The 24,703-nt window shown below is 61.6% G+C and carries 18 protein-coding genes; 7 read left to right on the forward strand and 11 right to left on the reverse strand.

Going from position 1 to position 24,703, the window contains the following annotated elements:
• Positions 1-80: 80 nt before the first annotated feature.
• The 4 genes from B5E65_RS03555 to B5E65_RS03570 all read right to left on the reverse strand — a co-directional run bounded on the left by B5E65_RS03555 (position 81) and on the right by B5E65_RS03570 (position 6,783).
• On the reverse strand, positions 81-3,710 hold the full coding sequence (locus B5E65_RS03555) for a hypothetical protein (RefSeq protein WP_087170404.1): 3,630 nt from the start codon (positions 3,708-3,710) through the stop codon (positions 81-83).
• An 84-nt stretch (positions 3,711-3,794) separates the two neighbouring features.
• Positions 3,795-4,604 carry a hypothetical protein gene (locus tag B5E65_RS03560; protein WP_087170405.1) on the reverse strand — a complete coding sequence of 270 codons (810 nt, stop codon included), beginning with the start codon at positions 4,602-4,604 and terminating at the stop codon, positions 3,795-3,797.
• A 25-nt stretch (positions 4,605-4,629) separates the two neighbouring features.
• Complete coding sequence (locus B5E65_RS03565; protein WP_087170406.1) at positions 4,630-6,381, reverse strand: M56 family metallopeptidase; 1,752 nt, start codon at positions 6,379-6,381, stop codon at positions 4,630-4,632.
• Between the two features lie 30 nt (positions 6,382-6,411).
• Entirely contained in the window at positions 6,412-6,783 is a 372-nt protein-coding gene (locus B5E65_RS03570) for a BlaI/MecI/CopY family transcriptional regulator (RefSeq protein ID WP_087170407.1), read from the reverse strand.
• Positions 6,784-7,015: 232 nt separating this feature from the next.
• Here B5E65_RS03570 and B5E65_RS03575 point away from each other — a divergent pair, with 232 nt between their 5' ends.
• The 6 genes from B5E65_RS03575 (at position 7,016) to B5E65_RS03600 (ending at position 12,028) form a co-directional block, all read left to right on the forward strand.
• Positions 7,016-8,353 (forward strand): WG repeat-containing protein, encoded by a 1,338-nt coding sequence (locus tag B5E65_RS03575; protein ID WP_087170408.1) that lies wholly within the window; start codon positions 7,016-7,018, stop codon positions 8,351-8,353.
• Between the two features lie 141 nt (positions 8,354-8,494).
• A complete protein-coding gene (locus B5E65_RS03580) occupies positions 8,495-9,382 on the forward strand; it encodes a LysR family transcriptional regulator (RefSeq protein ID WP_087170409.1) in 888 nt (295 codons plus the stop codon).
• An 82-nt stretch (positions 9,383-9,464) separates the two neighbouring features.
• Positions 9,465-9,836 carry a MerR family transcriptional regulator gene (locus B5E65_RS03585; protein ID WP_087170410.1) on the forward strand — a complete coding sequence of 124 codons (372 nt, stop codon included), beginning with the start codon at positions 9,465-9,467 and terminating at the stop codon, positions 9,834-9,836.
• Positions 9,833-10,498, forward strand: coding sequence for a flavodoxin (locus tag B5E65_RS03590; RefSeq protein ID WP_087170411.1), 666 nt, complete (start codon positions 9,833-9,835; stop codon positions 10,496-10,498). The genes B5E65_RS03585 and B5E65_RS03590 overlap by 4 nt, the downstream gene beginning before the upstream one ends.
• Before the next feature lie 33 nt (positions 10,499-10,531).
• Positions 10,532-10,969, forward strand: a complete 438-nt coding sequence (locus B5E65_RS03595; protein WP_087170412.1) for a cupin domain-containing protein — start codon at positions 10,532-10,534, stop codon at positions 10,967-10,969.
• 12 nt (positions 10,970-10,981) lie between these two features.
• On the forward strand, positions 10,982-12,028 hold the full coding sequence (locus B5E65_RS03600) for an aldo/keto reductase (RefSeq protein WP_087170413.1): 1,047 nt from the start codon (positions 10,982-10,984) through the stop codon (positions 12,026-12,028).
• Positions 12,029-12,073: 45 nt separating this feature from the next.
• On the opposite strand, the gene B5E65_RS03605 is transcribed toward B5E65_RS03600, so the two are convergent.
• Both B5E65_RS03605 and B5E65_RS03610 read right to left on the reverse strand, forming a co-directional pair.
• Entirely contained in the window at positions 12,074-13,531 is a 1,458-nt protein-coding gene (locus tag B5E65_RS03605; RefSeq protein WP_087170414.1) for a family 43 glycosylhydrolase, read from the reverse strand.
• Between the two features lie 14 nt (positions 13,532-13,545).
• Entirely contained in the window at positions 13,546-14,421 is an 876-nt protein-coding gene (locus B5E65_RS03610) for a DMT family transporter (protein WP_087170415.1), read from the reverse strand.
• Between the two features lie 140 nt (positions 14,422-14,561).
• Here B5E65_RS03610 and B5E65_RS03615 point away from each other — a divergent pair, with 140 nt between their 5' ends.
• Positions 14,562-15,350: a DUF134 domain-containing protein gene (locus tag B5E65_RS03615; protein ID WP_087170416.1), complete on the forward strand. Its 789-nt coding sequence runs from the start codon at positions 14,562-14,564 to the stop codon at positions 15,348-15,350.
• Between the two features lie 62 nt (positions 15,351-15,412).
• On the opposite strand, the gene B5E65_RS03620 is transcribed toward B5E65_RS03615, so the two are convergent.
• The 5 genes from B5E65_RS03620 to B5E65_RS03640 form a co-directional block, all read right to left on the reverse strand.
• Positions 15,413-17,797 (reverse strand): glycoside hydrolase family 31 protein, encoded by a 2,385-nt coding sequence (locus B5E65_RS03620; protein WP_087170417.1) that lies wholly within the window; start codon positions 17,795-17,797, stop codon positions 15,413-15,415.
• A 160-nt stretch (positions 17,798-17,957) separates the two neighbouring features.
• Positions 17,958-20,303 carry a ribonucleoside-triphosphate reductase, adenosylcobalamin-dependent gene (gene nrdJ, locus B5E65_RS03625; protein ID WP_087170418.1) on the reverse strand — a complete coding sequence of 782 codons (2,346 nt, stop codon included), beginning with the start codon at positions 20,301-20,303 and terminating at the stop codon, positions 17,958-17,960.
• A 202-nt stretch (positions 20,304-20,505) separates the two neighbouring features.
• The gene (locus B5E65_RS03630; RefSeq protein ID WP_143402965.1) at positions 20,506-21,861 is read right to left on the reverse strand and encodes a GGDEF domain-containing protein; all 1,356 of its coding nucleotides are present in this window, start codon (positions 21,859-21,861) and stop codon (positions 20,506-20,508) included.
• A gap of 201 nt (positions 21,862-22,062) precedes the next feature.
• Positions 22,063-22,896, reverse strand: coding sequence for an energy-coupling factor transporter transmembrane component T family protein (locus tag B5E65_RS03635; RefSeq protein WP_087170420.1), 834 nt, complete (start codon positions 22,894-22,896; stop codon positions 22,063-22,065).
• A complete protein-coding gene (locus B5E65_RS03640; RefSeq protein WP_087170421.1) occupies positions 22,886-24,601 on the reverse strand; it encodes an ABC transporter ATP-binding protein in 1,716 nt (571 codons plus the stop codon). Before B5E65_RS03640 ends, B5E65_RS03635 begins: the two co-directional genes overlap by 11 nt.
• Positions 24,602-24,703 lie beyond the last annotated feature (102 nt).

The following is a 24,703-nucleotide window of genomic DNA, read 5'->3' on the forward strand; positions in this document are numbered from 1 at the left end:
CCGATATTCCATTGCCTCTGCTTGGGCATTGGAATATCGGTTTTGTATTTTCGGGATTGGCTGTCCGCCTAGTTACTTTCTTAGCGGCGGCGGAACCAAAGGATGGCTGCCAAAACTGCTGCCAGAAGTACGCCCCCGCCGGCAACCGGAATAACCGGGAAACCGGATGCGGGTTCGTCTGCCGCTTCTTCCGGGGCAGGGGTGCTGGTATCCGGCGCCGGTGTGGGGCTGGCGGACAGTTCCGCCGGCTCTTCCGCCACAAGGAAGTAGAGGGAGCAATGTTCCAGCGGCAGAGAAACGCGGCCGTCCTCCCCTACCGTTACCGTGGCGATCCGTTCTGCGTCTCCGGTCTCGGGCAGCCAGTACAGCCCGCACTGCATGCCGGTAAATGCCGAAGTGTTTACCACCAGTTCCAGCTGCGCAGGGCCGGGCAGCTGGCCGGAATACTCGGTTTCAAACCCGTACCAGGGTGCGCCTGCCGCGATTTTGGCAATGCGGTCGGCCGTTTCGTTGTCCACGCCCAGGGTCACACCGGCGGCAAAGACCCCGCCGGGCAGTTCGGTGGAGACAAGCTCGCTGCCGCGGAACACCCAGGCAAAGCCTTCGCCCTCCAGCCGCAGTTCGGCGTCCGGCCGGTTGGCCAGCAGTTCAAAGGCTTTCTGGCTGACCTTGTCCTGGACCGTTACATCCAGGCGCACGCTGTCGGGCTGGGCCTTGAACGCATCGATCACCTGCTGCGCGCTGAACAGTTCGCTTTGGGTGGGCCGGGACGAGGCTTCCGGCCGGTTTTCCGCACTGGCATGCGGCGTGGGAGAGGGCATGGCTGTTGGGGTTGCCGTGGGCGCGGTGCCAGACCCACCGTCACCAGAGCCGGGAGTGGGCTCGGGTGTAGCGGATCCGCCGCCCCCCGTGGTTTCCAGCTTGCCGCTGGTGATCACATACTCGGAACAATGGTCAATGGTGATCACATAGCACCGGGTGGCCGCGTCATAGGTCACGTCGATCACTTCGGCGGGCACAATGGAGCCGTCCGCCTTGACCCAGTACAGATACAGCTGCTCCACGCCGCCGGAAGGAAGCTGGCTGGCTTTGATGGACAGGGTGGCCCGGCCCGGCAGCTGGCCGTTGTGGCTCAGGTTGACCTCCTGCAGGATCTTGTTCTGCTCGCTCTGCGGCAGCTTGTCCACTGCGGCCTGGGCCTGGTCGGAGAGTTCGTCCTCCACATTCAGCTCGGTGTCGATCGTGGTGTTTTGGATCTTTTCAAAACTCCAGCGGGCCATCTCCCGGGATTCGGTATCCAGGATGGGGAACTGCGCGGGCATATCCGCCTCCTGGATGGCGGCGAACGCCTCGGCGGACATCTTCATGCCGCCCTCGCCGGTCTCGCTTTTCTCCACCGGCAGCAACAGGGTTCCATCCTCTACCTGGGTGGTGGAAACATCCACGTTCAGGGTGGTGAGCGCCGCATCCGCGTAATAGGGAGAGGCGTACAGATGCACCGTTTTGCCTTCCAGTTCGGTATCCGGGTCATCCAGTTTCAGCACTTTCAGGATGGGCGCAGGGTTTCCGTTCCAGTAGTTCTGAGGCAGGTTCACGGTGTAGGCGGCATCCCCCATCACCGTGGTCAGGATGGCCACGTCGGTGGTGTTGCCGGTAAACCGGCTCCACCGGGCGGTAAAGTCCTGGGTAATATTCACCTGATACTGCTGGGCCAGCGCGATGCCGTTGTTCTGCAGGGTGCAGTAGTACAGCTGGGCACCGTCCACGCCGGTGGCGCAATTGTCCACCAGCGTATTTTCCAGCCGCAGACCGCCCATGAGCATGCCCGAAACGCCGGTGGTGCAGTTTTGGATCTGGCAGCGGCGGATCGTAAAGGGAATCCTAATTCCCTGCATGCTGTCTCCCAGCTGCTGGACGCCGCCCCGTTTGCCGCCGCCGTCCACCACCAGGTCTTCCAGCGCGAAGCTGGCCGAGGGGGCGTTTACCTGGATGATAAATCCGCCCTCCGCGTCCGGGTCCCCGGTAAAGCGGGCGGGATTCTCCGGGTCAGCACTGCGCAGGATCAGGTTTTTGCCGCTGAGATTCAGGTCCATGGGATACTCCCCGCCTTCCAGCAGCACCAGCACCGGGGTACTGGTCATGGTGATGCTCTCCAGCACCGACGGCAGGGTATCCGGGTTTGCGGTATAGGTTTCGGTTTCTTCCCTGGACTGCACCGTAAAGGTGTGGCCAATGGTCACCGTCTCCGGGGTTTTGCTTGTGTCGCAGCCAAAGGGATCGTTGTCGCTGGGGCGCTTGAGCTGAATCACCGCGTACACATCGCAGCTGCCGCTCTTGCCGCCAGGGGTCAGGGTCACGCCAAAGCAGTTGCCCTCCGGGTTGGCGTAGCCGTTGCCCGGGAAAGCCCCGTCAGTTTCATCGGAATGGGTGATCTGCTTTTCGATCCGCAGCACCTCCGGGTCGGAGGTATAGAACTGGATGTTCTCCACCAGTTCGGCGGCAAAGCTGTAGTAACGGTCCATTTGGGTGGGATCGGCATACTGTTCCTGGGCTATGTACTGCATGGAATAGAGATAGACATCAAAGCTGCCATCCTCGGTGAAACGGGCGGTTTGCACCGGCTGGGGATTGCGGCCGCTGACCCCGGCCAGATCGCCGGTAAACTGCAGCGTTTCGTTGTAGTTGCGGCGGCTGCCGTCCAGGCCCTTGGAGTAGTAGGTAGCCGATGCCGGATACCGGATAAAGGTGTAGACGATCCGGCGCACCGTATCCCCCACCCGGATCTCCACGGTGGCCTCACCGGGTACCTGCTCCGCGTTCAGGTCCACCCGCACGCCGGACAGGCCCTCTTTCCAGACCACCGTCAGGTTCTGGGCCGCCGTACCGGTAACCACCGGTGCCGCGGTAAGGGGAAGCGCCTGGCCGTTATTGTCCTTTACGGCGTAGATGGTGCCGGGCTGCGCCTGACCGTTCAGTTCAAGGGTTTTCAGCGCGTCGCTCTGCAGAGGGGTCGTTCTGTTGCCGTTGTTGTTCATGCCGTCCAGGGTATAGGCCACCGTCCCCACAGACTCGCCATTTCGGGAAACGGTCAGGGTGCGGGATTCACTGACAGCGTTTTCCGCCAGGGCTGCCAGGCACAGCCCCCACACCTGGCTGGTTTTGCCACTGCTGTCGGTGAAGTTCAGCAGCCGGGGCGTGGCCTGGATAAGGTACGGGTCGGCGCTGTCGGCCACCGTAATGCCGCTCTGTTCCAGTTCTTCCCGGGTGGCGGCGGGGCGGCCGTCAATCAGCGGGATCAGGGCATAGCCCTCGTACAGGGTAGCTATATTAAGGCTTGTCATGCTGGTATACTGGTATGAATAGGGCGGCAGCGAAGGGTTCATGCTGAAGCTGGCCAGCCAGTAGGCAGGGGCGGCCTTTACCTGCAGATTTACCACGGCCGGGCTGGCCATTCCCGGCAGGTTTGCCGTCAGGGTCCAGGAAGTATCCGCCGGGTTCACATCGGCGCTGGTCAGCGCGTAGTCCACCCGCAGGGTAACGCCATCTTCCTGCAGGGTGGCGGTAATGCCCGCCGGCAGGTTCTTTTGCAGATACTGCTCATCCAGCCGGATGGGCTGGGCACCGCTGGACGGGTTTGTGTTCTGAGGATACAGACGCAGCAGGAAGCTGCCGGACTGGCCCGCCTCCAGCTGCACCCCGGTATCCGGCATCCAGTACTCGCTTCCTGTGCCGCTCCAGCTGTACCAGCTGCCCCACCAGCCAGCGTTGATATAGGATATCTCCAGGCTGTGCGGCTAGCTGTCCAGCTTGCCGGTCCAGGTAAGCTGGCCGCTTACCGGCTGATGCGCGGCCAGCTCCGCCAGCTTTTCAGTTGGGGTGAACACCAGGCCGTACCCCTCGCTTGTCCGGGGATCGGTAAAATACTCCGCAATGCTCCCGGTCAGCTGCATGTCCGCGGCGATCCAGTCCATGTTGGGCTGGATATACCGCAAGGCATCGCTGGTTACATTCAGGTACACACTTGCCGCATACAGATCCGGGCCGGCAGCCTGGATGGTCAGCGGCACGTTTGTCGGCCCTTCTACCGTTACCCCCGCGTTGGGGATTGTGATGGACAGGCTCTCCTCCCCCGCGGTCAGCTTCAATGTCATCCCGAAATCCGGGCTGGCCTGGGCCAGCAGCTGGGTCAGCACCACGCTGGTATTGACCTGCACGCCGTACTGGGCATACGTATCGTGCAGCGGGACAAACTTCACGGCGTCTTCCGGCACAAGGGTGTCGCCCAGATACAGCTGGACGGTGGTCTCGCTTTGGGTCAGCGGGTGGTCCGCATCGCCCCGGCACAGGGTGATCTCCCCGAAAGACAGCTTCAGGACCGGGATCGTACTCCCATCCCGCAGGGTATCGGTCACATAGGGCATGTCATTCTGCCCGGTTTCGTGCTTATGCAGCAGAATCAGCTCCTGCCCGGCATCGTTTACCGCCTGCGGCGCGGGGGCATCCTCCGCCCGTACCGGGGTTGCCGGCAGCAGCACACCCCACAGCAGCGCCGCACTCAGCGCCGCCGCAGCGGTCCGCCGCATGCGCTCAAACAATCTCTTCATTTTCCGTTTCCTCCTGTCGGCGGGTTCAGCCCGCCTTGCGCATCTCACATTCCAACCGGCTCAGCGGGTACAGGCACAGCGGATCCTCATAGCTTTCCACCGTCACCCGCACCCCGCCTTCGCTGGTATTCTCCCACCCGGTCACACACATACGGGGTGTGGAGGTTGTTTCATAGTAATAGGTTCCTGCCGCGGCATCGAACACAGCGGGGTCACGGCAGGAAAAATCCTCCAGGTCAAAATATTCCCGGGCCAGCTGTTCCATCCGGGCGGGAGAAAAGGGGGACGTCTCTCCTTTGTCCTGGATTGCACTGGCCATGCACACCCGGGCTACCGTTACGGGGGAAAGGCTCTGCGCCTCAAAATCCCCGGGCTCCAGCTCGGCGCACAGCCGTACCGCCAGCCGGGCGGCCTCACTGCCGGTATCCGCCCGGCGCATGCTCTCGTACTTGGCCTGGGGCATCAGACAGTCCACAAAAGGCTCCGGACGGTAGCCGGTGCGCACCATATGAGCCACCAGTACGCCTTCACCGGAAGCATATACCCCCGCGCCGTCCTGCACGGTCACCTGGATGTAGAGCTCCGCCGCATCGGCACTGTTGCAGTACAGCCGCATCCCGTCGATCTCCAGACGCATGCCGGCCAGTTCCTCATACAATGGTGCAAAATAGGCCGCATCCATGCTGGCCTGCCCGGCCAGCGCCAGGGGATCGGCATTTTCCAGCCCTTCCGCCAGCCGCCAGGCTGCCGCGCGGAACAGATCCCGGTCGGCTTCGCTTACAAAGGGCGAGGATACCGGCAGGTAGGTATCCGCCCGAACCAGCGGATTGGTGGCGGTACACAGGAAACAGGCCACCATCGCAGCCCCCAGCAGCAGTTCGGCCCAGCGGGGCAGCCGTTTCCAGGCCAGCACGCCCCGCACACGCTGGCTCACATCCCGGTCACCAAACGCCGCATAGCCGTTCCAGCCGGAGCGGCGGCCGGCCCAATCCACCAATGCCTGGGCATAGGCCAGCTGCTGCTGCCGTTCCAGCCCGCGCAGCACCCGGGCGTCGCAGGCGCGCTCGATGTCCTGCGCCATCCGGCGGCGGGCCAGCCACACCAGCGGGTTGAACCAGTGCAGCGCCAGCGCCAGATTGGCCGCCATAAGCACCACATGGTCGCCCCAGCGAATATGGGTAAACTCATGCAGCAGGATGTACTCCCTCCCGTGTGGCTGTTCCCACAAGGAAAGCGGCAGCAGCACCCGGGGATGCACCAGCCCAAACACCAGCGGGCCCCGCACCGCACCGGTACACAGCACCGGAGAGGGCTTGCGCTGCCCCGCACGGGCCGCATAGGAGGCGGTTTCGTTTTCCGGCAGGCGATAGGCGGTGGTCAGGGAGATCCGCTGCCACAGGTACTGCGCTGCCATATACAGCAGCATGGCAGCGGCCCCTGCCGCCCAGATCCCGCAGGCCAGGCCCAGCAGCTGCTTGTACGCCAGATTCTGCCCGGCCGCCAGCGATTGTTCGCCCAGGGCGGCTGTGTCCAGATAGGCTATGCTCAGCAGCGCGCCGCCGGGTTTTTCCAGCCGTCCCGGAATCAGGTTGTACACACTGAACCCGCTGGGAAAGGAATACGGAACCAGCAGCCGGAACAAAAAGGGCAGCCACACCAGGCAGCGGAACCCGGCGGCTCCGTACTGGCGCAGGGCCCAGCGCCATACCAGCACCATCGCCAACAGGATGGTTGAGGCGATGCTCATATTGAGCACCGACAGAAATGCTTGCATCATCCGGATGCCTCCATTTTATCCTGTACCCACCTATTGTTCTTTCTTTTTCTCGTCAAGCAGGGCCTGCAGTTCTTCCAGCGTGCCGGCTGACACCTGCTCGGAGGACAGGAAATTGGCAAACAGGCTGGTAAAGCTGCCGCCAAACATCTTATCCAGCAGGCTGCTGGTCTCGGAATGCTGTACCTGGCTGCGGCTTACCAGCGGCTCCACCCAATATTTGGGGTTCTGGCGGCGGATCGCGCCCTTGCCTTCCAGCCGCTTGAGCACAATATAGGTGGTACTCTTTTTCCAGCCATACTGCGCCATAAGATCCTCGGCTATCCGGGTTGCCATCACACGGCCATTCTCCCACAGATACTGCATAACCGTCAGCTCCGCATCGAATAGTTTGATGGGCTCCATGGCAGCCTCCTTTCTTTCCACGCACGAATTATTTTATCGCAACAAAATTCTTCGTTTTTCAGGATACGCGTCTCCGGCCCGCCTTGTCAAGGCTTTTTCGGAAAATTTTTATCGTAATAAAATTTTTGTTGACTTTTTCCTTAACCGGTGGTATGCTCTGGTTGTTTTATCGAAGTAAAATTCTTCATGGCACGACATATTCTCATTCTGAGCCTACAAAGGAGTGTCTTTTATGAAGACTGATCGTATTCTGCGGCTGGTAAGCGCTGCGGTACTTTGCACCATGCTGGCAGCCTGCGGCGGTGAAGCCCTGGCGCCTTCCTCTTCTTCTGCCCCTGCTGCGTCGTATTCCGAGCCTGCTGCCACGCCGGAGCCTGCGGCACCGGTAAGCAAGCAGCTTACTGCCAACCTGCCGGTGGAGGGGGCGCTGACCCTGACCGCCAGCAATGTGTTCGACGGATACCAGCATGTGAGCCCCTTCTTTAACGGCTGGGCCTTTGTGTACAAGGACGGCCAGGCCGGCTATATCAGCGAGGAGGGGGAATACAAACCCCTGTACACGGTACCGGCGGAGGAACTGTACCGGATCGATTTTTACGGGCTGCCCAGCACCTACGATCCCAACGATCCTTACTCCTCCCCCCGCCGGGAAGAGTTGTACTGGATGGGCAACAATTTCCGCTGCAGCGAATCCGGCATCGTGCCCTATTACCGGGACGGCAAATGGGGTTACAGTGACCTGGACGGCAACATTGTAGTGGAGCCGATATACGACCAGGTCACCTGGGTGGGCCAGGTAGCCTACGGCCTGTGCTACGAGTATGCCTCTTCGGGCGGTACCGGCGGGATCAGCCGGAAATATTACGACATCTACAACAGCCGCTGCGAACTGATTGCCGGTGAAGTTTACGCCGCCTGGGCCGACCCGGCATACGGCTATTACTTTATGGACGATGACCAGGACGGCGCCGGTGAACTGTACAATGCAGACGGTTCGCTGGTGATGGCGGACATGCCCTACGGATACGGCAACTGCCTTTCCACCGGGGCCGAATACTACCCTGGCGGCATTGTGTACAATGGGGTGGCCTATGACCGCACCGGGGCCGAACTGCCGGTGGATGCGGATACCATCGACCGGTTTTATCCCAATTGGCTGGCCGTATGGGACGAGGCAGCGGACGACGACATCGGTGTGGATCTGAATGGTCAGCCTCTGCTGGATGCCGGTTTATGGATGGCGGGCGATCCGGACGAAACCGGGGCCCAGTATCTGGGCGTACAGGGCAGCCAGGCGATTCGCCGGTACGATGCCCAGTTCAACGAGCTGGCCACTCCGCCGCTGCTGCGCGCCGCCAAAGGTACCAGCTATACCAATGAGGCAGGCAAGGAAGTAACCCCCATATCCATTCTGGATCAGGATGGCCAGGAGGTCATGACGCTGGAAGCTGTGGAACCCCCGGTGCACCCGGTTTATTATCCCGCTGAACCTCTTGTGGAGGGTGACTGGCTTTACTGGTGCCCCGACCGGGATACTGTCATCCCGTACCGGGTGACGGCGGTGCAGTAAGCAGGCGGCGGCTCTTGAAATAGTTTCCGAAGCAGGTATTCATTTTCTCACTCATAATGCGCAAATCATTCCTGACAGGCATTTTTCTCTTGTGCGGGCCCTCCCGGTGTGCTAGGATGAAAGCAGAAGGAGGGCGATCCCATGGAACTGCGGGTTTTGAAATATTTTCTGGCGGTGGCACGGGAAGAAAACATCACCCGGGCCGCGGCGCTGCTGCATCTGACCCAGCCCACCCTGTCCCGGCAGCTGATGCAGCTGGAGGAGGAACTGGGAGTGCAGCTGTTTTACCGCAGCCGGTACCGCATTGTGCTGACCGACGACGGAATGCTTCTGCGGCGGCGCGCCCAGGAACTGGTGGATCTGGCGGAAAAGACCGAACAGGAATTCCGCCGGGATCCGGAGCTGCACGGCGAAATCGCCATCGGCAGCGGTGAGCTGGAGGGAATGCATCTGCTGGCGGAATGGCTTGCTTCCTTTCATCAGCTGCACCCCCGGGTGACCTACCGGCTTTCCAGCGGCAACGCCGACCACACCAAAGAACGGCTGGAGAACGGCACACTGGATCTGGGCCTTTTACTGGAACCGGTGGATATCAGCCGGTATGATATTCTGCGTATGCCGGTCAAGGAGCACTGGGGCGTACATCTGCCGGAAAATTCGCCTTTGGCGCAAAAAGAATCCGTAACTGCCCAGGATCTGGCGCAGATTCCGCTGATTCTGACCGAGCGGGGCCTGGTGCAGAAAGAACTGGAACGCTGGTTCGGCCCGTATGCGGCGAATATCCAGGCTGTGGCCACCGGAAACCTGCCCTACAACATGGCGACCCTGGCCCGGGCCGGCATGGGCGCTTTTATCACCGTGCAGCTGCGCTGCCAGTATGAGGGGCTGCGGTTTGTGCCGCTCTCCTCTGCTCTTGAATCGGACACGGTGCTGGCCTGGAAGAAAACCGAGTCCTTTCCGCCGGCCTTTGCGGCGCTGCTGGATCACATCCGGCAATGCCTGGCAGCTATTTCTGACGATTCAAAGTAAGTATTCGACATGGCCGGTCTGCCGGTTTACAATGAAGGTGTCCCGAACAGGACCCCTTCATTTTTTTATCAGGAGGTGCGTCATGACCATTCAGGAGGCAAGCGAACGCTACCGGATCCCCATGGAGATTCTGCGGGAATACGAAAGCTGGGAGCTGTGCGGCGCGGTAAAAAAGGTGATGGGCGCCTGGCAGTATGACGACACCGATCTGGAACGGCTGAGTCTGATCATGACCCTGCACGATGTGGGATTTGCCAGCGACGAGGTGGAGACCTATCTGCGCCTGCTGCTGGACGGGCCGGGCTCGGACGCCCGCCGGCTGGCTATGCTGGAAGAAAAGCGCCGTACCGCTCTGGACGAGATTCATTTTCGGGAACATCAGCTGCAGCGCCTGGACGACCTGCGCCATGCGATCCGAAAGGCAAAAACCAAATCAGGAGGCGGAAAACGATGAAACGATTTTTCTCACTGCTGACCTCTCTGCTGCTGGCCGGAACCCTGGCCGCCTGCGCGGAAACCGGCGGGCAGAGCGGCGCATCCGATCCGGCCAGCCCAGCCAGCGAGCCGCAGACCTTTTCTTCCCCGGAGATTTCGTCCGAATCCCAGGCAGAGCCCGCTTCCGAGGAAGAGACGCGGGTGCTGGTGGCATATTTTTCGGCCACCGGCAACACCGGGCGGATCGCCGGTATTCTGCAAAGCGCGCTGGATGCCGATCTGTTTGCGATTCAGCCGCAGGAGCCCTACACCGAGGATGATCTGAACTACAGCAACGACGATTGCCGGGCCAATCAGGAACAGAGCGACCCGGACGCCCGGCCCGCCATCACCGGCACGCCGGACGACCCGGACAGCTATGACCTGGTGTTTTTGGGGTATCCCATCTGGTGGGGCGGCGCCCCCAAGGTGGTATATACCTTCCTGGAAAGCTGCGATTTTGGGGATGCGGTCATCGTGCCGTTCTGCACCTCCGGTTCCAGCGGGATCGGCTCCAGTGCGGAGGATCTGCACGCCCTTGCCGGCGAGGCACAGTGGCAGGAGGGGCGCCGGTTTGCCGGCAGTGCCTCCGAGGATGAGGTTCTGAACTGGCTGGAAACGCTGGAACTTCCAGCAGAATAAAGATTTGGGCTGACAGAAAGTGAGGATATTGCTATGAAGATCATAGATAAACAGGAATTTGACCGGCAGAACGTATTTGGTCTGGGCGCAGAAAACAGCGCTTACGCCCGGTATTTTATCGGGAACTCCTATCTGAATCCGCTGACCGAGGCTGGCAAATGCGCCGTGTTCCTGGCTAACGTTACCTTTGAGCCGGGATGCCGGAACAACTGGCACATCCATCATGCCAAAAGCGGCGGCGGCCAGCTGCTGATCTGCACCGCCGGAGAGGGCTGGTACCAGGAAGAGGGCAAACCTGCGGTGAGCCTGACCCCCGGCACCGTGATCACCATTCCGGCCAACGTGAAGCACTGGCACGGGGCCAAGAAGGACAGCTGGTTCTCGCACATCGCGGTGGAGGTACCCGGTGAGGAAACCGCCAACGAATGGCTGGAGCCGGTAAGCGCCGACCAATACGACGGGCTGGAATAAGGGGGCGGTGTTGTGCAGTACACCAAACTCGGCAATTCGGATCTGACCGTTTCCCGTATCTGCCTGGGGTGTATGGGGTTCGGTGACGCCCGCAATGGCCAGCACAGCTGGACGCTGGACGAGGAAGCGTCCCGGGCCGTGATCCGGCACGGTCTGGAACAGGGCATCAATTTCTTTGACACCGCCATCGCCTACCAGAGCGGTACCAGCGAGCAGTATCTGGGGCGGGCATTGCGGGATTTTGCGCGGCGTGACGAGGTTGTGGTGGCCACCAAATTTCTGCCCCGCACCCCGCAGGAGATTCAGGACGGCGTATCGGGCCAGCGCCATGTGGAACGGATGCTGGACACCAGTCTGCGGAATCTGGGCTTGGACTATGTGGATCTGTATATCTGCCATATGTGGGATTACGCCACCCCGATGGAGGATCTGCTGGCGGGACTGGACCGGGCTGTACGGGCGGGAAAGGTGCGGTATATCGGCATCTCCAACTGCTTTGCCTATCAGCTGGCCAAGGCAAACGCCCTGGCCCGGCAGGCGGGTTTTCCGCAGTTTGTTTCGGTGCAGGGACATTACAATCTGATCTTCCGGGAAGAGGAGCGGGAAATGGCCCGGCTTTGCGCTGAAGACAACATCGCCATGACTCCTTACAGCCCGCTGGCCGGCGGGCGGCTGGCCCGGCACCCGGGTGAAAGCTCCCGCCGGCTGCGGGAGGACAGCTACGCCAAGGGCAAATACGACGCCACCGCCCGGCAGGACAGCGTCATCCTTGACCGGGTGGCGGAGCTGGCTGCGCGCCGGGGCGTTTCCATGGCCGAAATCTCGCTGGCCTGGCTGCTGCAAAAGGTGACCGCGCCGGTGGTAGGCGCCACGAAACCGTCCCATCTGGAAAGCGCCGTCCGGGCGGTGGATCTGGTTTTGAGCCGGGAGGAGACCGCCTACCTGGAGCAGGCCTATCTGCCCCATAAGCTGGTGGGTGTTATGGCCGACAATACCCCGGAGAATTCGCAAAGCTCTCATGTCTGGTCCACGGGGAATCAGGCCATTGCGGAAGAGTGAACAACTATAAAACAATGCTCTCTGACAAAGTCAGAGAGCATTGTTTTATATAGTGCGATGCTGTCTCAGTGTAAAGGCCCGGAAATCCAGGCGGCCTTTGCCTTTGTAGCGGAAGTACAGGGCCCTGTCCCCATCCGGTAGCGGACAGGGGGCGCGGAGGGTGGTCCATTGCCGGGTGTGAAGCCGCACCGGGATCGCGGCTGCCGGTGCGCCGTCCGGCGTATCCGCCACCAGCAGTTCCCCATCGGCCCGGCCCCGCAGTTCCACTTCCACCGTCTGCAGGCCCGCCAGCCGGAAATACTTGAAACCAGCCACCGCCCCGTTTCGCAGGTTGGCGATGTACTGGGTATCGGTCTGTTCCCCGTCCGGGGTCTCCTGGGTGAAGTAGGGGTGACCCGCCAGCCGCAGCCGGGGGAACCGGATATCGTACCGGGCTGAGCCTTGGCCGCTGTACAGCTGGCAGGCGATCCGGGCCGGATAGCGGCCAAGGCCCTCCAGCGGGCCGCCGTTCAGGCCGCAGGAAGTGACCTCCGCCTGCCGGAATCCGCCCTCCGGGGTGCGGGTGAGCCGTTCGGCGCAGCCCTGCCGGGAATAGGAATGGCGGTTGGTCTGCCGGTGGTAGAATACGTACCAGTCCTCCCCGATCTTCTCGATGCCGCCGTGGGTGTTGCCCAAGTAGTTGACCGCCTTCCGCTCGTCGGTATTGCCGTTCAGGAACAGATCCCCCATATCCACCAGGGTACCGCCAAAGGTGAACGGCCCGGCGGGGCTGTCGGCCATGGCCCAGCAGAGTTCGTGGTTATGCTGGGAGGAATAGACAAAGCAATACCGGCCGTCCACCTTGCGGATGGAGCTGGCCTCAAAAAAGGCGTGATCCGGAAAATGGCCGGGCTGCTTTTTTGTGGGGAACAGCAGGGTGGGCCCGGAACGGATGGTGAGCATATCCGGCTCCAGTTCCAGCACCACGCCGCCCTCGTTGGTCAGGCGGCGAAATCCCGAGGCGATGGCCGGTACCCGGGTGGCAAAGCCGGAATAGAGCCAGACCCGGCCGTCCTCATCGGTGAGGACACCGGGGTCAAAGGGAAAGGGCTCCCCCGACCGGGTGCCCCACACATGCCCGTCCGCAAACCGGACATGGCCGTGAAACTGGTATTCCCCGGCCGGGGTATCGCAGGCCGCCACCCCCATGACGCCCCGGAAATCAAAGGCGTAGTACAGGTAATACCGGCCGTCCGGGCCGCGGGTCACATCCGGGGCGTACAGGCAGCGGCGGCCGGAGGGATTCATCGGATCCTGGTTTTTGCGGTAGATAACCCCCTCATACCGCCAGGCGCTCAGATCCTCCACCGGGGCGGACCAGCACACATAGTCATTCATACAGAACAGCGGCCCGCCGAACCGGTCGTGGGAACCGTACACATACACACGGCCCTCAAAGACATAGGGTTCGCCGTCCGGGATATACTCCCAGCCCGGGAGATAGGGGTTCATGGCTTGGTTCATTCTGTTTTTTCTCCTCAGCTTTTTGCCCGGACAGGCGGGCTGATCTCATTCCACAGGGTAAAGCCCAGGATCAGCGCGCCGCCCACCGCCTGCCACAGGCTGATGCTCTCCCGCAATACCAGCACCGAGACCAGCACCGCCGTGAGCGGATCGATATAGCTCAAAATAGCGGCTTTCTGGCCCGGCAGTTCTTTGAGGGCGGAGAAGTACAGGCAGTAGGTCACGCCGGTGTGTACCAGCCCCACGATCAACAGGCAGACCCAGCCCGGGCCGTCCAGCCCGCCCAGGGTAACCCCGCCGGTCAGCGCCACATAGGGGATCAGGGTGAGGATGGCGGCCAGGAACTGCACAAAGGTGCGGTGGATGCCCTCCACCCCGCGGATAAACTTGTTCAGCAGGATCACCGAGGCATAGAACACCGCCGCGCCCAGTCCAAACAGAATGCCCAGGTGATCGGTGCCGCTCTCCCCCATACCGGAAGCGCCGGTGATCAGCACCAGGCCCAGGGTGGACATGACAAAACAGACCCCCTGTTTCAGGGTGAGCCGTTCGCGGAACAGGAACGGGCAGGCTGCCGTGACCAGCACCGGTGCGAAGTAATAGCTTAAGGTGGCCACCGAAACGGTGGTGTAGCGGTAGGCTTCAAAGAGCAGAATCCAGTTGATGCCCATGGCCACACCGGAGGCCAGCAGCAGCGGAAGCTGGCGGCGGATGGCCCCAAAAGGCACCATTTGCCGGATGAGCAGCAGCCAGGCCCCGATCAGTACGGCCGCCAACACCGCCCGGTACAAAGCCAGCTCCCCCGACGACACTGAAATGCACCGTACAAAGGGCGCCAGTGTGCCGAAAATGGCCATGGACAGAATCATTTGATTGCGTGCGCGTTTCATCGATTTTCCCGTTCCCCCTCACAGGTTTGCTTTCTATATTTTAGCAAAGTAAAGCAGCGTGGTCAATCCGCCCGGCATGTTATTGACATATGCCATAAACCAGCGTATACTGAAAACCAGAACGCACAAAGGAGATGCCCATGCCAAGACCGACCAAATGCCGGCGGGTCTGCCACTATCCGCGGACGGTGGCGTTTTGCCCGGCCGATGCTTCGGAAAACCAGTCCCCCATCCTGCTGACCATCGACGAATACGAGACTATCCGGCTGATCGACGGGGAGGGGCTGTCCCAGGAACAGTGCAGCGCCTCGATGCAGATTGCCCGCACCACCGTGCAGAAGATCTACGAAAGCGCCCGCCGCAAGCTGGCGGATATGCTGGTGAACGGGCGGCCGCTGCACATTGAGGGCGGCGAGTTCCGGCTATGCGACGGGCAGGGGGCCGGGTGCGGGTTCTCCGCGTGCTTCAAGCAGAGTTATCACCAGCAATACCGGAAACCGGAGGGAGATTCTATCATGAGAATTGCAGTTACCTATGAAAACGGCCAGATTTTCCAGCATTTTGGCCATACCGCCCAGTTTAAGATCTATGACGTGGAGGACGGCAAGATCGTTTCCTCCCGGGTGGTGGATACCCAGGGCAGCGGCCACGGCGCGCTGGCCGGGGTTCTGACCGCGCTGAACGTGGACGCGCTGATCTGCGGCGGCATCGGCGGGGGCGCCCAGATGGCGCTGGCCGCGGCTAACATCAAGCTGTACGGCGGTGTGAGCGGCAGCGCCGACGCGGCTGCCGAAGCGCTGGCCGCCGGCAACCTGACCTTTGACCCCAACGCCCATTGCGACCATCACGGCCATCATCACGAAGAGGGCCACGCCTGCGGCGATCACGGCTGCGGCAGCCATTGCGGCGGCCACTGCGGCGAGCACTAAACGGCATTACAACAAAAAAGGAACGGCTTTTCCGGACGGAAAAGCCGTTCCTTTTTTGTGTTTTACAGCGCGGTGAGCAGTTCGGCCAGCGCGCCCGTCAGCTGGGGAGGCAGAGCCAGGGTAAGCAGCTGGCTGAGCACCACCCCGCCGCCCTGGCTGCCCAGGCGGCGCACCGTATCCATCACGGCGGACTTTTCGTCAAAGGAAATCTGGGCGTTGTGCAGCAACCGGAACGCTCGGTCTTCCACCTGGTTGTCCCCGGCTGTGCAGCCGGTCAGCCGCAGAGTAAGCGAAGCATCCGGCGCGGCGGCGGGCAGCTGCCAGACCCAGCTGCCGGTTTCGGGCCGGTATTCCCCGGCAAGCGGCAGGGTCTGTCCGTTCTGCTCGCAGAGGGTGGCCGGAGCATTGGCGGAAAGGCCGAACACCTCCACCCGCCAGCTGCGCGCCGCCGGCAGGCAAGCCCGGTTGCCCTTGGCGGGATGGATGGTCAGGCAGACGTCCTCGCCCCAGGCAAAGGTGATGGGGGTCTCGGCCCAGTGTTCGGGCTGGAAGCGGTCGTCCTCGCCGTCGTCCTCCCAGAGGGAGAACGCGCCGTCCGCCCCGGCAAATACCCGCAGTTCCATGGTGTCCGGGTTGTCGCACCGGTTGCCCTCGGTGCGGCCGTCCAGCGGCAGAAGTGCGCCCGCTTTGGCCAGCACCGGGATGGAATCCAGCGGGCGGTACAAATCCAGTTTGCGGCCGCCGTGATACCGCAGACCGGTAAACAGGTCGGTCCACTCCCCTTCCGGCAGCCAGGCGCTGAACCGGGCCAGGCGGGTATGGCGGTCCACCGGCTCGGTGATGGGGCAGGCCACCAGCTCGGTACCGAACCAATATTCGTTGGGCACGGCGTAGGCTTCGCGTGCGTAGGGGGCTTTGTAGTACATGGGCTGGCAGAGGGGCTCGCCCTCCTCGCTGGCCCGGCGGTTCATGGTGTGCAGATAAGGAATCAGCCGATGGCGCAGCCGCAGGAACTGCTTCATGCGGCGGGCGATGGATTCCTCATACTGCCAGGGTTCCTTGGAATTGAACTCGTTGTTGGTGCTGTGCAGCCGCAGGATCGGCGAGAACACACCGAACTGCAGCCAGCGCAGGGCCATCTCGTCGTCCTTGACGCCCCGCATATGGCCGCCAATGTCGTGGCTCCACCAGCCGTAGCCGATGTTGGAGGCGTTGGCGGTGAAATAGGGCTGGAACGCCAGCGAATCCCAGGTGGCGATGGTATCGCCGGAAAAGCCGATGGGGTACCGGTGACTGCCCGGCCCGGCATAGCGGGAGAAGATCAGCCCCCGGGCATGGCGGCGGGCGCTGTCCTGGTACTGGTAATGGTTGAGCAGCCAGAGCGGGTCCAACCCGGCCACGCCGGAGTTGGTGCCCTGCTGCCAGTCGATCCACCAGAAATCCACCCCCTGCTCTTCCAGCGGGTGCAGGGCAAACCGGAAGTAGCCTCCCATGAATTTGGGATCGGCGGGGAGGAACGGGATCGGGTCCTCATGGGCGGTATCGGTGCCCATAAAGGCGGCAAAGGGCGCATAGCAGTCCTCACAGGCCCGCACGCCCTCGGCGGGGTGCAGGTTCAGAGTGGTACGCAGCCCCTGCTGGTGCAGCGTCTGCAAAAATGCCTCCGGGTCGGGGAACAGCTCCCGGTTCCAGGTAAAGCCGGTCCAACCGGTGCCGTACCGGGGATCGATCTCGGTGACGTGCCAGTCCATATCGATCACCGCCACCGTAAAGGGGATCTGCTCCTGCCGGAACCGATCCATCAGGGCCAGGTAACCGCTCTGGGTATAGCGGTAATAGCGGCTCCACCAGTTGCCCAAGGCATACCGGGGCAGCAGCGGCACCGGGCCGGTAAGCCGGTAAAAGTCCCGCAGGCAGGCCAGATAATCCCGCCCGTAGCCGAAAAAGTACAGGTCCTCCGCCGTGGGGTCGGGCCGGGGCGAGATGGTGCCTTCCTCATTGACCAGGCCGCTGCCGGTATCCCGCAGCACCGACCAGCCGTCCGCCGAGAGCACGCCGTGTTCCAGCGGGATGGCGCCGTCTGCCTCGTCCAGGGTGCGGGCGGTGCCGCCCAGGTCATGGGGTTCGTCCCCATAGTGCCACACCGAGGCATACAGGCTGTCCTTGCCGGTGATCTGGATGGTCAGGCCGGTGGACGAAAAGGGGCCTTTGTCATAGGTCAGGCGCAGAAACTCGGTGGTCAGCTGCAGGCTGCCGCCGCACTCCGATACCCGGAACGGGGCGGGCGGAAAATGCCGGTCGGCCGCCAGCTGGGTGGCACTGTCGGTAAACTGGCCGGTCTGGCTGTATTCCAGCCGGACAAGCCGGGGGGTAAGAACGGTGATCCGCCAGGTATCCCCCTGCAGAACGGCCCGGGGATCGGGGCGGATAGCGTCTGTGCTGTACATACCAATTCCTCCTTCGAAAAGGGCGGCGGGATTTCCCCGCCCGCTGCCCCCATCATAGCAAATCCAGACCGGCTGCACAAGCGATTTTTGCGGCCTTTTTCCCAACAAAAAAACGCGGCGTTCCCAAAGCGGAAACGCCGCGGCAAGCGGACAGATAAACTTATCGGATGGGGCAGACGCCGTTTACGCAATCGGAGGCGCCGATGTCCAGTTCGGTCTCCTCGTGCTCATAGCGGCAGAGCAGCGAGGGATTAAAGGGACGCATGGCGGCGCGGCGGCGCTCGTACTCTTCCTTGGTGATCTCCTCATAGGGCAGCAGATCATAGAAGCTGTCGTCGTAGCTCAGGAAGGAGAGGGCGACCACGTCGTCCCAGTGATCCCAGACCCACTGTTCCACATCGTCCCACTCGTTATCCCGCACATGGACGGTAATGGAGCAGTTGTGGTCCACATAGTGCTCCATGAACAGCTTGTAGTTTTCCAGCTGCTCAATGGCGGACACATCCCCCTTGACCCGGCCGGCAGGCGCCTTGACCGGGAACTCCAGCACCTTGGTGGTGGGGTCTTCCGGGTCCTGGCCCACCTCGGGCAGGACGGGGTAGCCCAGATCCTCGCAGACGCGGCAGAGCGGGTCGGTGGCGGTGATCCGGACGCGGCGGATGTAGTAGGGAGAATGGGAGTAATGCACGCCGCTGGACACAGTGGGCAGCAGCGACAGGGTACCCTCCGGCTTGAGGGTGGTTACCAGCAGAGGATGGTTGCCGCCCAGACGGTCGGCCAGCTCGTCGGCGGCCTTGTGGGCCTCGGCGCGCATCTCATCCAGCAGAGCAGCCTGTTCCTCCCGGCTCATGCCGGTGGCATTGACCATATCCTGCCAGCCGGTAAGGGAGCAGCCCAGCAGGCGGTCCCGCTTCTGCACCCGGTCCCACCGGTACATTTCCAGTTCCCGGCAGGTCATGCGGTAGCCCGCCCGGGCGGACAGGCGCTGAGCCTCCAGCAGGCCCTCTTTATCCAGGGTGCCGTACTCGTCCACAAAGGCCATCACGTTGACGGTGGTCAGGTTGCACAGGCCGTTGGAGTCCAGCAGGATCTCGCCGCAGGGGTTGCAGCCGCAGAAGTTGGGGCGGCGCTTCAGGCCCGCCTCCTCGTTGATCCAGCCCGGTTCGCCGGAGTAGCGCATCTGCTGCAGGTGCCAGTGCAGCTTTTCCCGGGTGGGCTTTTCCCGGTAGAAGATGGAGTTGTTGCTCATCTGCCGGTGGGCGATGCTCTTGTCAATCTCCCAGTGGCCGTTGACCTGGCGGTACAGGTTGCTCTTGGCCTGGATGCAGGTCTCGTCGTCCGCGTCCACCAGGCCGATCTCGGAAGTGCGGCGCACGCCGCCGGACACCACGTTCTCGCCGATGATGTTGGCGATGTCCAGCAGGTCGATGGGACGCAGGCGGGTGCGGACCGCGGAATCCCGGGCGCCCGCGCCGGTGACCACCTTGTGGATCTTGTCCAGCATGGCCATCATGGAGCCGGAACCGCTGGCGGTGCCGCCGAAGGTCTTGAGGCGCTCGCCCTTCGGACGGATGGAGTCGTAGACCACCACCAGGGTGGTGATGCCCTCGTACTCCCGGTTGGTGAGCAGTTCAAAGTAGCGGGTCAGCGCCTGGGCCCAGCCCTCCTTGGAGTCGCCGATGGCCAGGGTGGCGGTGTCCCGGGTGAAGGTCAGGTTGGTGTACTCCAGACGCTCGCTGGCCGGGACGGGGTCGTAGGACTTGTGCAGGATCTGCAGGTCGGTGCGAACCGCGGGCAGCTTTTCCGCATCGGACTTGAGCACCCGGACGCCCACGCCGCTGCCCACCATCAGAAGGTAAAACAGGTCATGGTAGGCGGTGAAGTCGTCGATTACGGTAAAGGCGCAGTTGTAGTTGGCCATGGGGTACTTTTCGGCCACCGGGGTGCCGCCCACCCACAGGGTACGGCCGGACAAAAACTGACGCAAATGGTAGATATTATCGTAGAGCTTTTCTGCTTCTTCCCGGGAAGTGGGGGCCAGCGAAGCGTTGTACTCCACCGCGCGGCGCACGGTTTCCCACCAGAATTCCCGGCGGCCCTGATGGGGCAGGTAACGGGAATAGGTACGGGTGTACACAAACGCGCCCAGCTGCTCCATCGGGTTGGGGGCATGCTTGTAGGGGCTGAGGAACTCCCGGCTCAGGATGCCCTCTTTCCAGTCAGCGCTGGTGCGCTCTTTCTCTTTCTGCATCCGGTACAGGATGTAGGCCTTGGCGGTGCGGTAGTATTTCTGTTCAAACAGGGTCTCTTCCACAGCGTCCTGGATGTTCTCGATGTCCAGAATCTCCTGGCCGGTGAGTTTGAGCCGCTCGGTGACGGAATCGGTGATATGGTCCACCGCCTGGGGGTCATGCTCCCCGGCGGCAGCTGCCGCCAGAGTGACGGCCCGGCGGATAAATTCGGCGTCGAAAGGCACGACCTTGCCGCTGCGCTTGCGTACGTTCATAGCGTTACTCCTTCTAAAGATGTCGGGCGAATGCACTATATATAGTATATCCGCCGCATTCAAAAGTCAATATATTGTTTCTATTTTATCACAGCCAAATTTCAGGCACTGGGGCGTTTGCAAGCGGGAACACAACGCCCCCGGACGCAAAAAAGAGCCATCCCCGGCCCGGCAGTCGCTTCGGGGATGGCTGTTTTGCCGGTCAGATCTCGAGGATTTTGGCCCGGCCTTTTTCTTCGTTTTTCACCTCATACAGCACATCATCCGCCAGCTTGTACAACTCGGCAAAGCTGCGGGGTGTCTGGCTGTAAATTCCACCGGCGGACAGCGCCGCGCGGGCACTGGGCCAATCGGTTTCCATCATCTGCTGGTAGGCGCTGATCAGCGATTCGATCTTGTTTTTTACTGCCTGCACGTCGTACAGATCAGGGATAAAGACCGCAAACTCGTCCCCGCCCAGGCGGCAGACAATGTCGGTGCGCCGGAAGGTATGCAGCATCTGCCGCACAAAGGCATTGAGCACAACGTCCCCCTGCTGGTGGCCATAGGTATCGTTTACCTTTTTGAAGTTGTCCAGATCGAACATGACAAACAAATAGCTGGTGCAGGCCTGCATGGCGTGGCGGATCTGCTCCTCCGCGGCCTTGCGGTTGTAGATGCCGGTGAGAGGGTCGCTGGAAGCCTCCCATTTCAGATGGGCGGTGCGGTGCACCTGCTCGGAAATATCGGTCAGCACGCTGATGATGGCCTGACGCCCGTCCAACGCAACGGTGCGCCGGCCGATGTCATGCACCCAGATGCTGCTTTTGTCCCGGCAGAGCATCCGGTACTCAATCTCATACTGGTCCCCGTTTGCCAGCGCTTTTTCCACTTCCCGGTTTACCAGATCCCGGTCATCCGGATGGATACTGTTGATCACCAGCCCCCCGATGTCCTCTTCAAATTCCGGGTAGCTTCCATAGCCGGCCATCTGCAGCAGACTGTTGTTGGCCACATACAAGGGGAACCCCGGTTCCAGATAGCCGCCGATGATACCGCCCGGCATGATCTGCTCGATGATTTCCAGCAGCTCCCGCTGGGTTTTGCGGTTCACCTGGCCGCTGCCCTCCGAAATAAACTTGATGGGGAAGAACTCCCCTTCTTCCTGGCTGTGGCTGGGTTCCGAGGCATGCAGGGTATCCAGCAAAATCCGGCCGTCCTGCTCACGCATGCCCAGGGTCAGGCGGATGCTGTATTCCGCCTGCGTACCCTCCTCTGCCTCCAGGTGCAGCCGCAGCGCGCAAAAGCAATCCCATACACCCGGCGCGCGCTGCCGCTGGGAATATGCCGTTATTTCATAGGCAATCGGATCGGACATAAGGGCGGTTTCCTGTTCCAGAAGGCGGCGCATGGCCTGCTTGTCCAGCGCCACCTCGCCCTCGCCGGTACCGATACTGTATACGTTATCCGGAACAAGGGCCAGGGTTCCCTCCACGTCCCGCAGCCAGAAGTACCGGTGCAGAAACGTTTCCACAGCGGTGCGCACCGATTTATCGTTTTCTTCGCAGCGATATTCCAACACGATACCTCCCCTTTGCGGCCGGGCCCCGCTTACCGCGCCGGTTTGGAACGCAGAACAACCACCGCCGAACAATACACTCACACTTTTGTATGATAGCACAGTATAAAAGGGGATTCAACGGATTTATGCCACTTTTCACAGCAGAAATTTTCGACAAAAAACCGCCTGTTCCCCTACAGGAACAGGCGGTTTTGCAGCTTATACAAAGGGATTGTAGAACCGGTTGCCATCCCAGAAGGTGATGACCAGGCTTAAAATCAGAAGCAGGACACCGAAGCCCAGCACAAGATAGTCATTGCGGGCGAAGGGCCGGGCCACATACCAGGTGCGCTTTTTCTTTTTGCCGAAGCCGCGCAGCTCCATGGCGTTGCTGATGGTGTCGATCCGGGCCAGGCTGGACAGGATCAGCGGCAGCAGGATGTTCACCGAGTTTTTCATCCGGGCCAGCAGCTTTTCCTTTTTGCCCAGCTCGATGCCGCGGGCCTGCTGGGCCTGGCTGATGCTGTGGTAGTCCCGCTGGATATCCGGGATATACCGCAGGGCGATGGCCACCGAATAGCCCACCCGGTAGGACACGCCGATCCGGTTCAGGCTGGCGGCAAACTCGCTGGGGTTGGTGGCAGAGATGAACAGAATCGCCACCGGCAGCGCCACAAAGTATTTCAGCGAGATGTTCAGGGTGTAGAACAGCTGTTCCCAGGTGATGGTGTACCGCCAGAACAGGTGCACGATCACATGGCGGGTGCCGTAGATCTGCACCCCCTGCTCCGGACTGAACAGGTAGATGAATACGTTGTTCAGAATCAGGAAGATCAGCATGAACACCAGCATGAACCGCACTTCCCGCAGCTTGATATGGCTGACCCGGAAGGCGGCAAAGCTGATGAGCATCAGCCCGATCAGCACCCGGGTATCGTAGGTGATCATGCTGGCAAAGGTGAACAGCAGGAAAAAGGCAAGTTTGGTGGTGCCGGTAAGCTGGTGCACAAAACTCTTGCGCGGCAGATAATTCAGAACGGTATTAGCAGCCATGGGCGCGCACCTCCCGGTCGTAGTCAATGAACCGCTGGACAAACTGTTCCGGCGGGGCGATGCCGCAGCGGCCCGCCAGGGTGAACAGGCTGGTTTCTTTCAAGGCCGCCTGCTCCACCAGCGCCGGATCGCAGAGCACCTCGGCGGCGCTCTTGTCGGCGATCAGGTGCCCGTCGCTGAATACCAGCGCCCGGGGGGTATATTCCAGCATCAGGTGCATGTCGTGGGTGATCATCAGCACCGTGACCCCCTGCTCGTTCAGGCCCCGCAAAAACTCCATGATCTCGGTGTAGTGGTGGAAGTCCTGGCCGGCGGTGGGCTCGTCCAGAATGATGACCTCCGGGCCCAGGGCCAGCACGCTGGCGATGGTCACCCGCTTTTTCTGGCCGAAGCTCAGCGCCGAGATGGGCCAGTTGCGGAACGGATACAGCCCGCATATCTTGAGGGTGTCCTCCACCCGGGCACGGACCTGATCGGCGGGCATGCCGCTGTGCACAAGGCCCAGGGCCACCTCGTCAAAGATCATGGTTTTGGAGATCATCTGGTTGGGGTTCTGCATCACATAACCGATGCGGCGGGCACGGGTACGGATGTTGTCATCCGAAATATCCCGCCCGTCCAGGAAGATCTGGCCGGAATCCGGGGTTTCAAAGCCGCACACCAGCTTGGACAGGGTGGATTTGCCCGCGCCGTTGCGGCCCACAATGCTGACCATCTCCCCTTTCCGGATGGTAAAGGAGATATCCCGCAGGGTGGGCCGGTCCTTGGTGTAGCCGAAGTTCAGCCCCCGCACCTCCAGCAATACCGGCTGCTCTTCCGGGGCAGGCGCGGGCTGCACCGCCTGGAACCAGCGGCGCACCTGTTCCTTGTCGGCCTCATCCAGCACCAGAGTATCCGGGTGGGCGGGCTTTTTCTCCGGGGTAATGGATACCCCGGCATATTTCAGCGCGGTCAGATAGAGGGGTTCCCGGATGCCGGTTTCGGTGAGCAGGCTGCCCGCCAGCAGCTCGTCCGGCCGCAGATCGGCGGCCACACGGCCCTCGTCCATCAGGATGATCCGGTCCACGCTGCGCCAGAGCACATCTTCCAGACGGTGCTCGATAATCAGCACTGTGGTGCCGGTTTCTTTCTGGATGCGGTCGATCAGTTCAATCGTCTGCTTGCCGGCGGCCGGGTCCAGGTTGGCCAGCGGCTCGTCAAACAGCAGGATCTTGACCGCGTCCACCATGACGCCCGCCAGGCTGACCCGCTGTTTCTGCCCGCCGGACAGTTCGTGGGGCGCGTAGTCCAGGTGATGGGCCACGTCCACCAGCCCCGCCACCCGCTTGGTGGTGGCGTGCATCTCCGCCTGGGGCACACAGTCGTTTTCCAGGGCAAAGGCAATGTCCTCCGCCACGGTCAGGCCGATAAACTGGCCGTCCGGGTCCTGCAGAACGGTGCCCACCGATTTGGACAGCTGGAAAATGCTCTGCTTTTTGGCCTCCATACCGTCCACGATCAGCTCGCCGGTGGATTCGCCGGGATAGCTGAACGGGATCAGGCCGTTGATGCAGCTGGCCAGGGTGGACTTGCCGCTGCCGGACGGCCCGGCGATCAGGATTTTTTCGCCGGGATAGATGTCCAGATTGATGTTGTACAGGGTGGGACGCGCCTGCGCGCGGTACTGGAAGGTATAATCCCGAAAGGAAATAATGGGCGTGTTCATGGCACGGGCTCCTCCATGTATAGAATCAGAGAGGGAAACGGCACGGCCGCGCGCCGCAAACGGCAGCCGGGCATAAACCGCAAATGGGAGAGGGCCCGCAAG

It is taken from the genome of Gemmiger sp. An120 (assembly GCF_002160955.1).
GTDB classification, from domain to species: Bacteria; Bacillota; Clostridia; order Oscillospirales; family Ruminococcaceae; genus Gemmiger_A; species Gemmiger_A avium.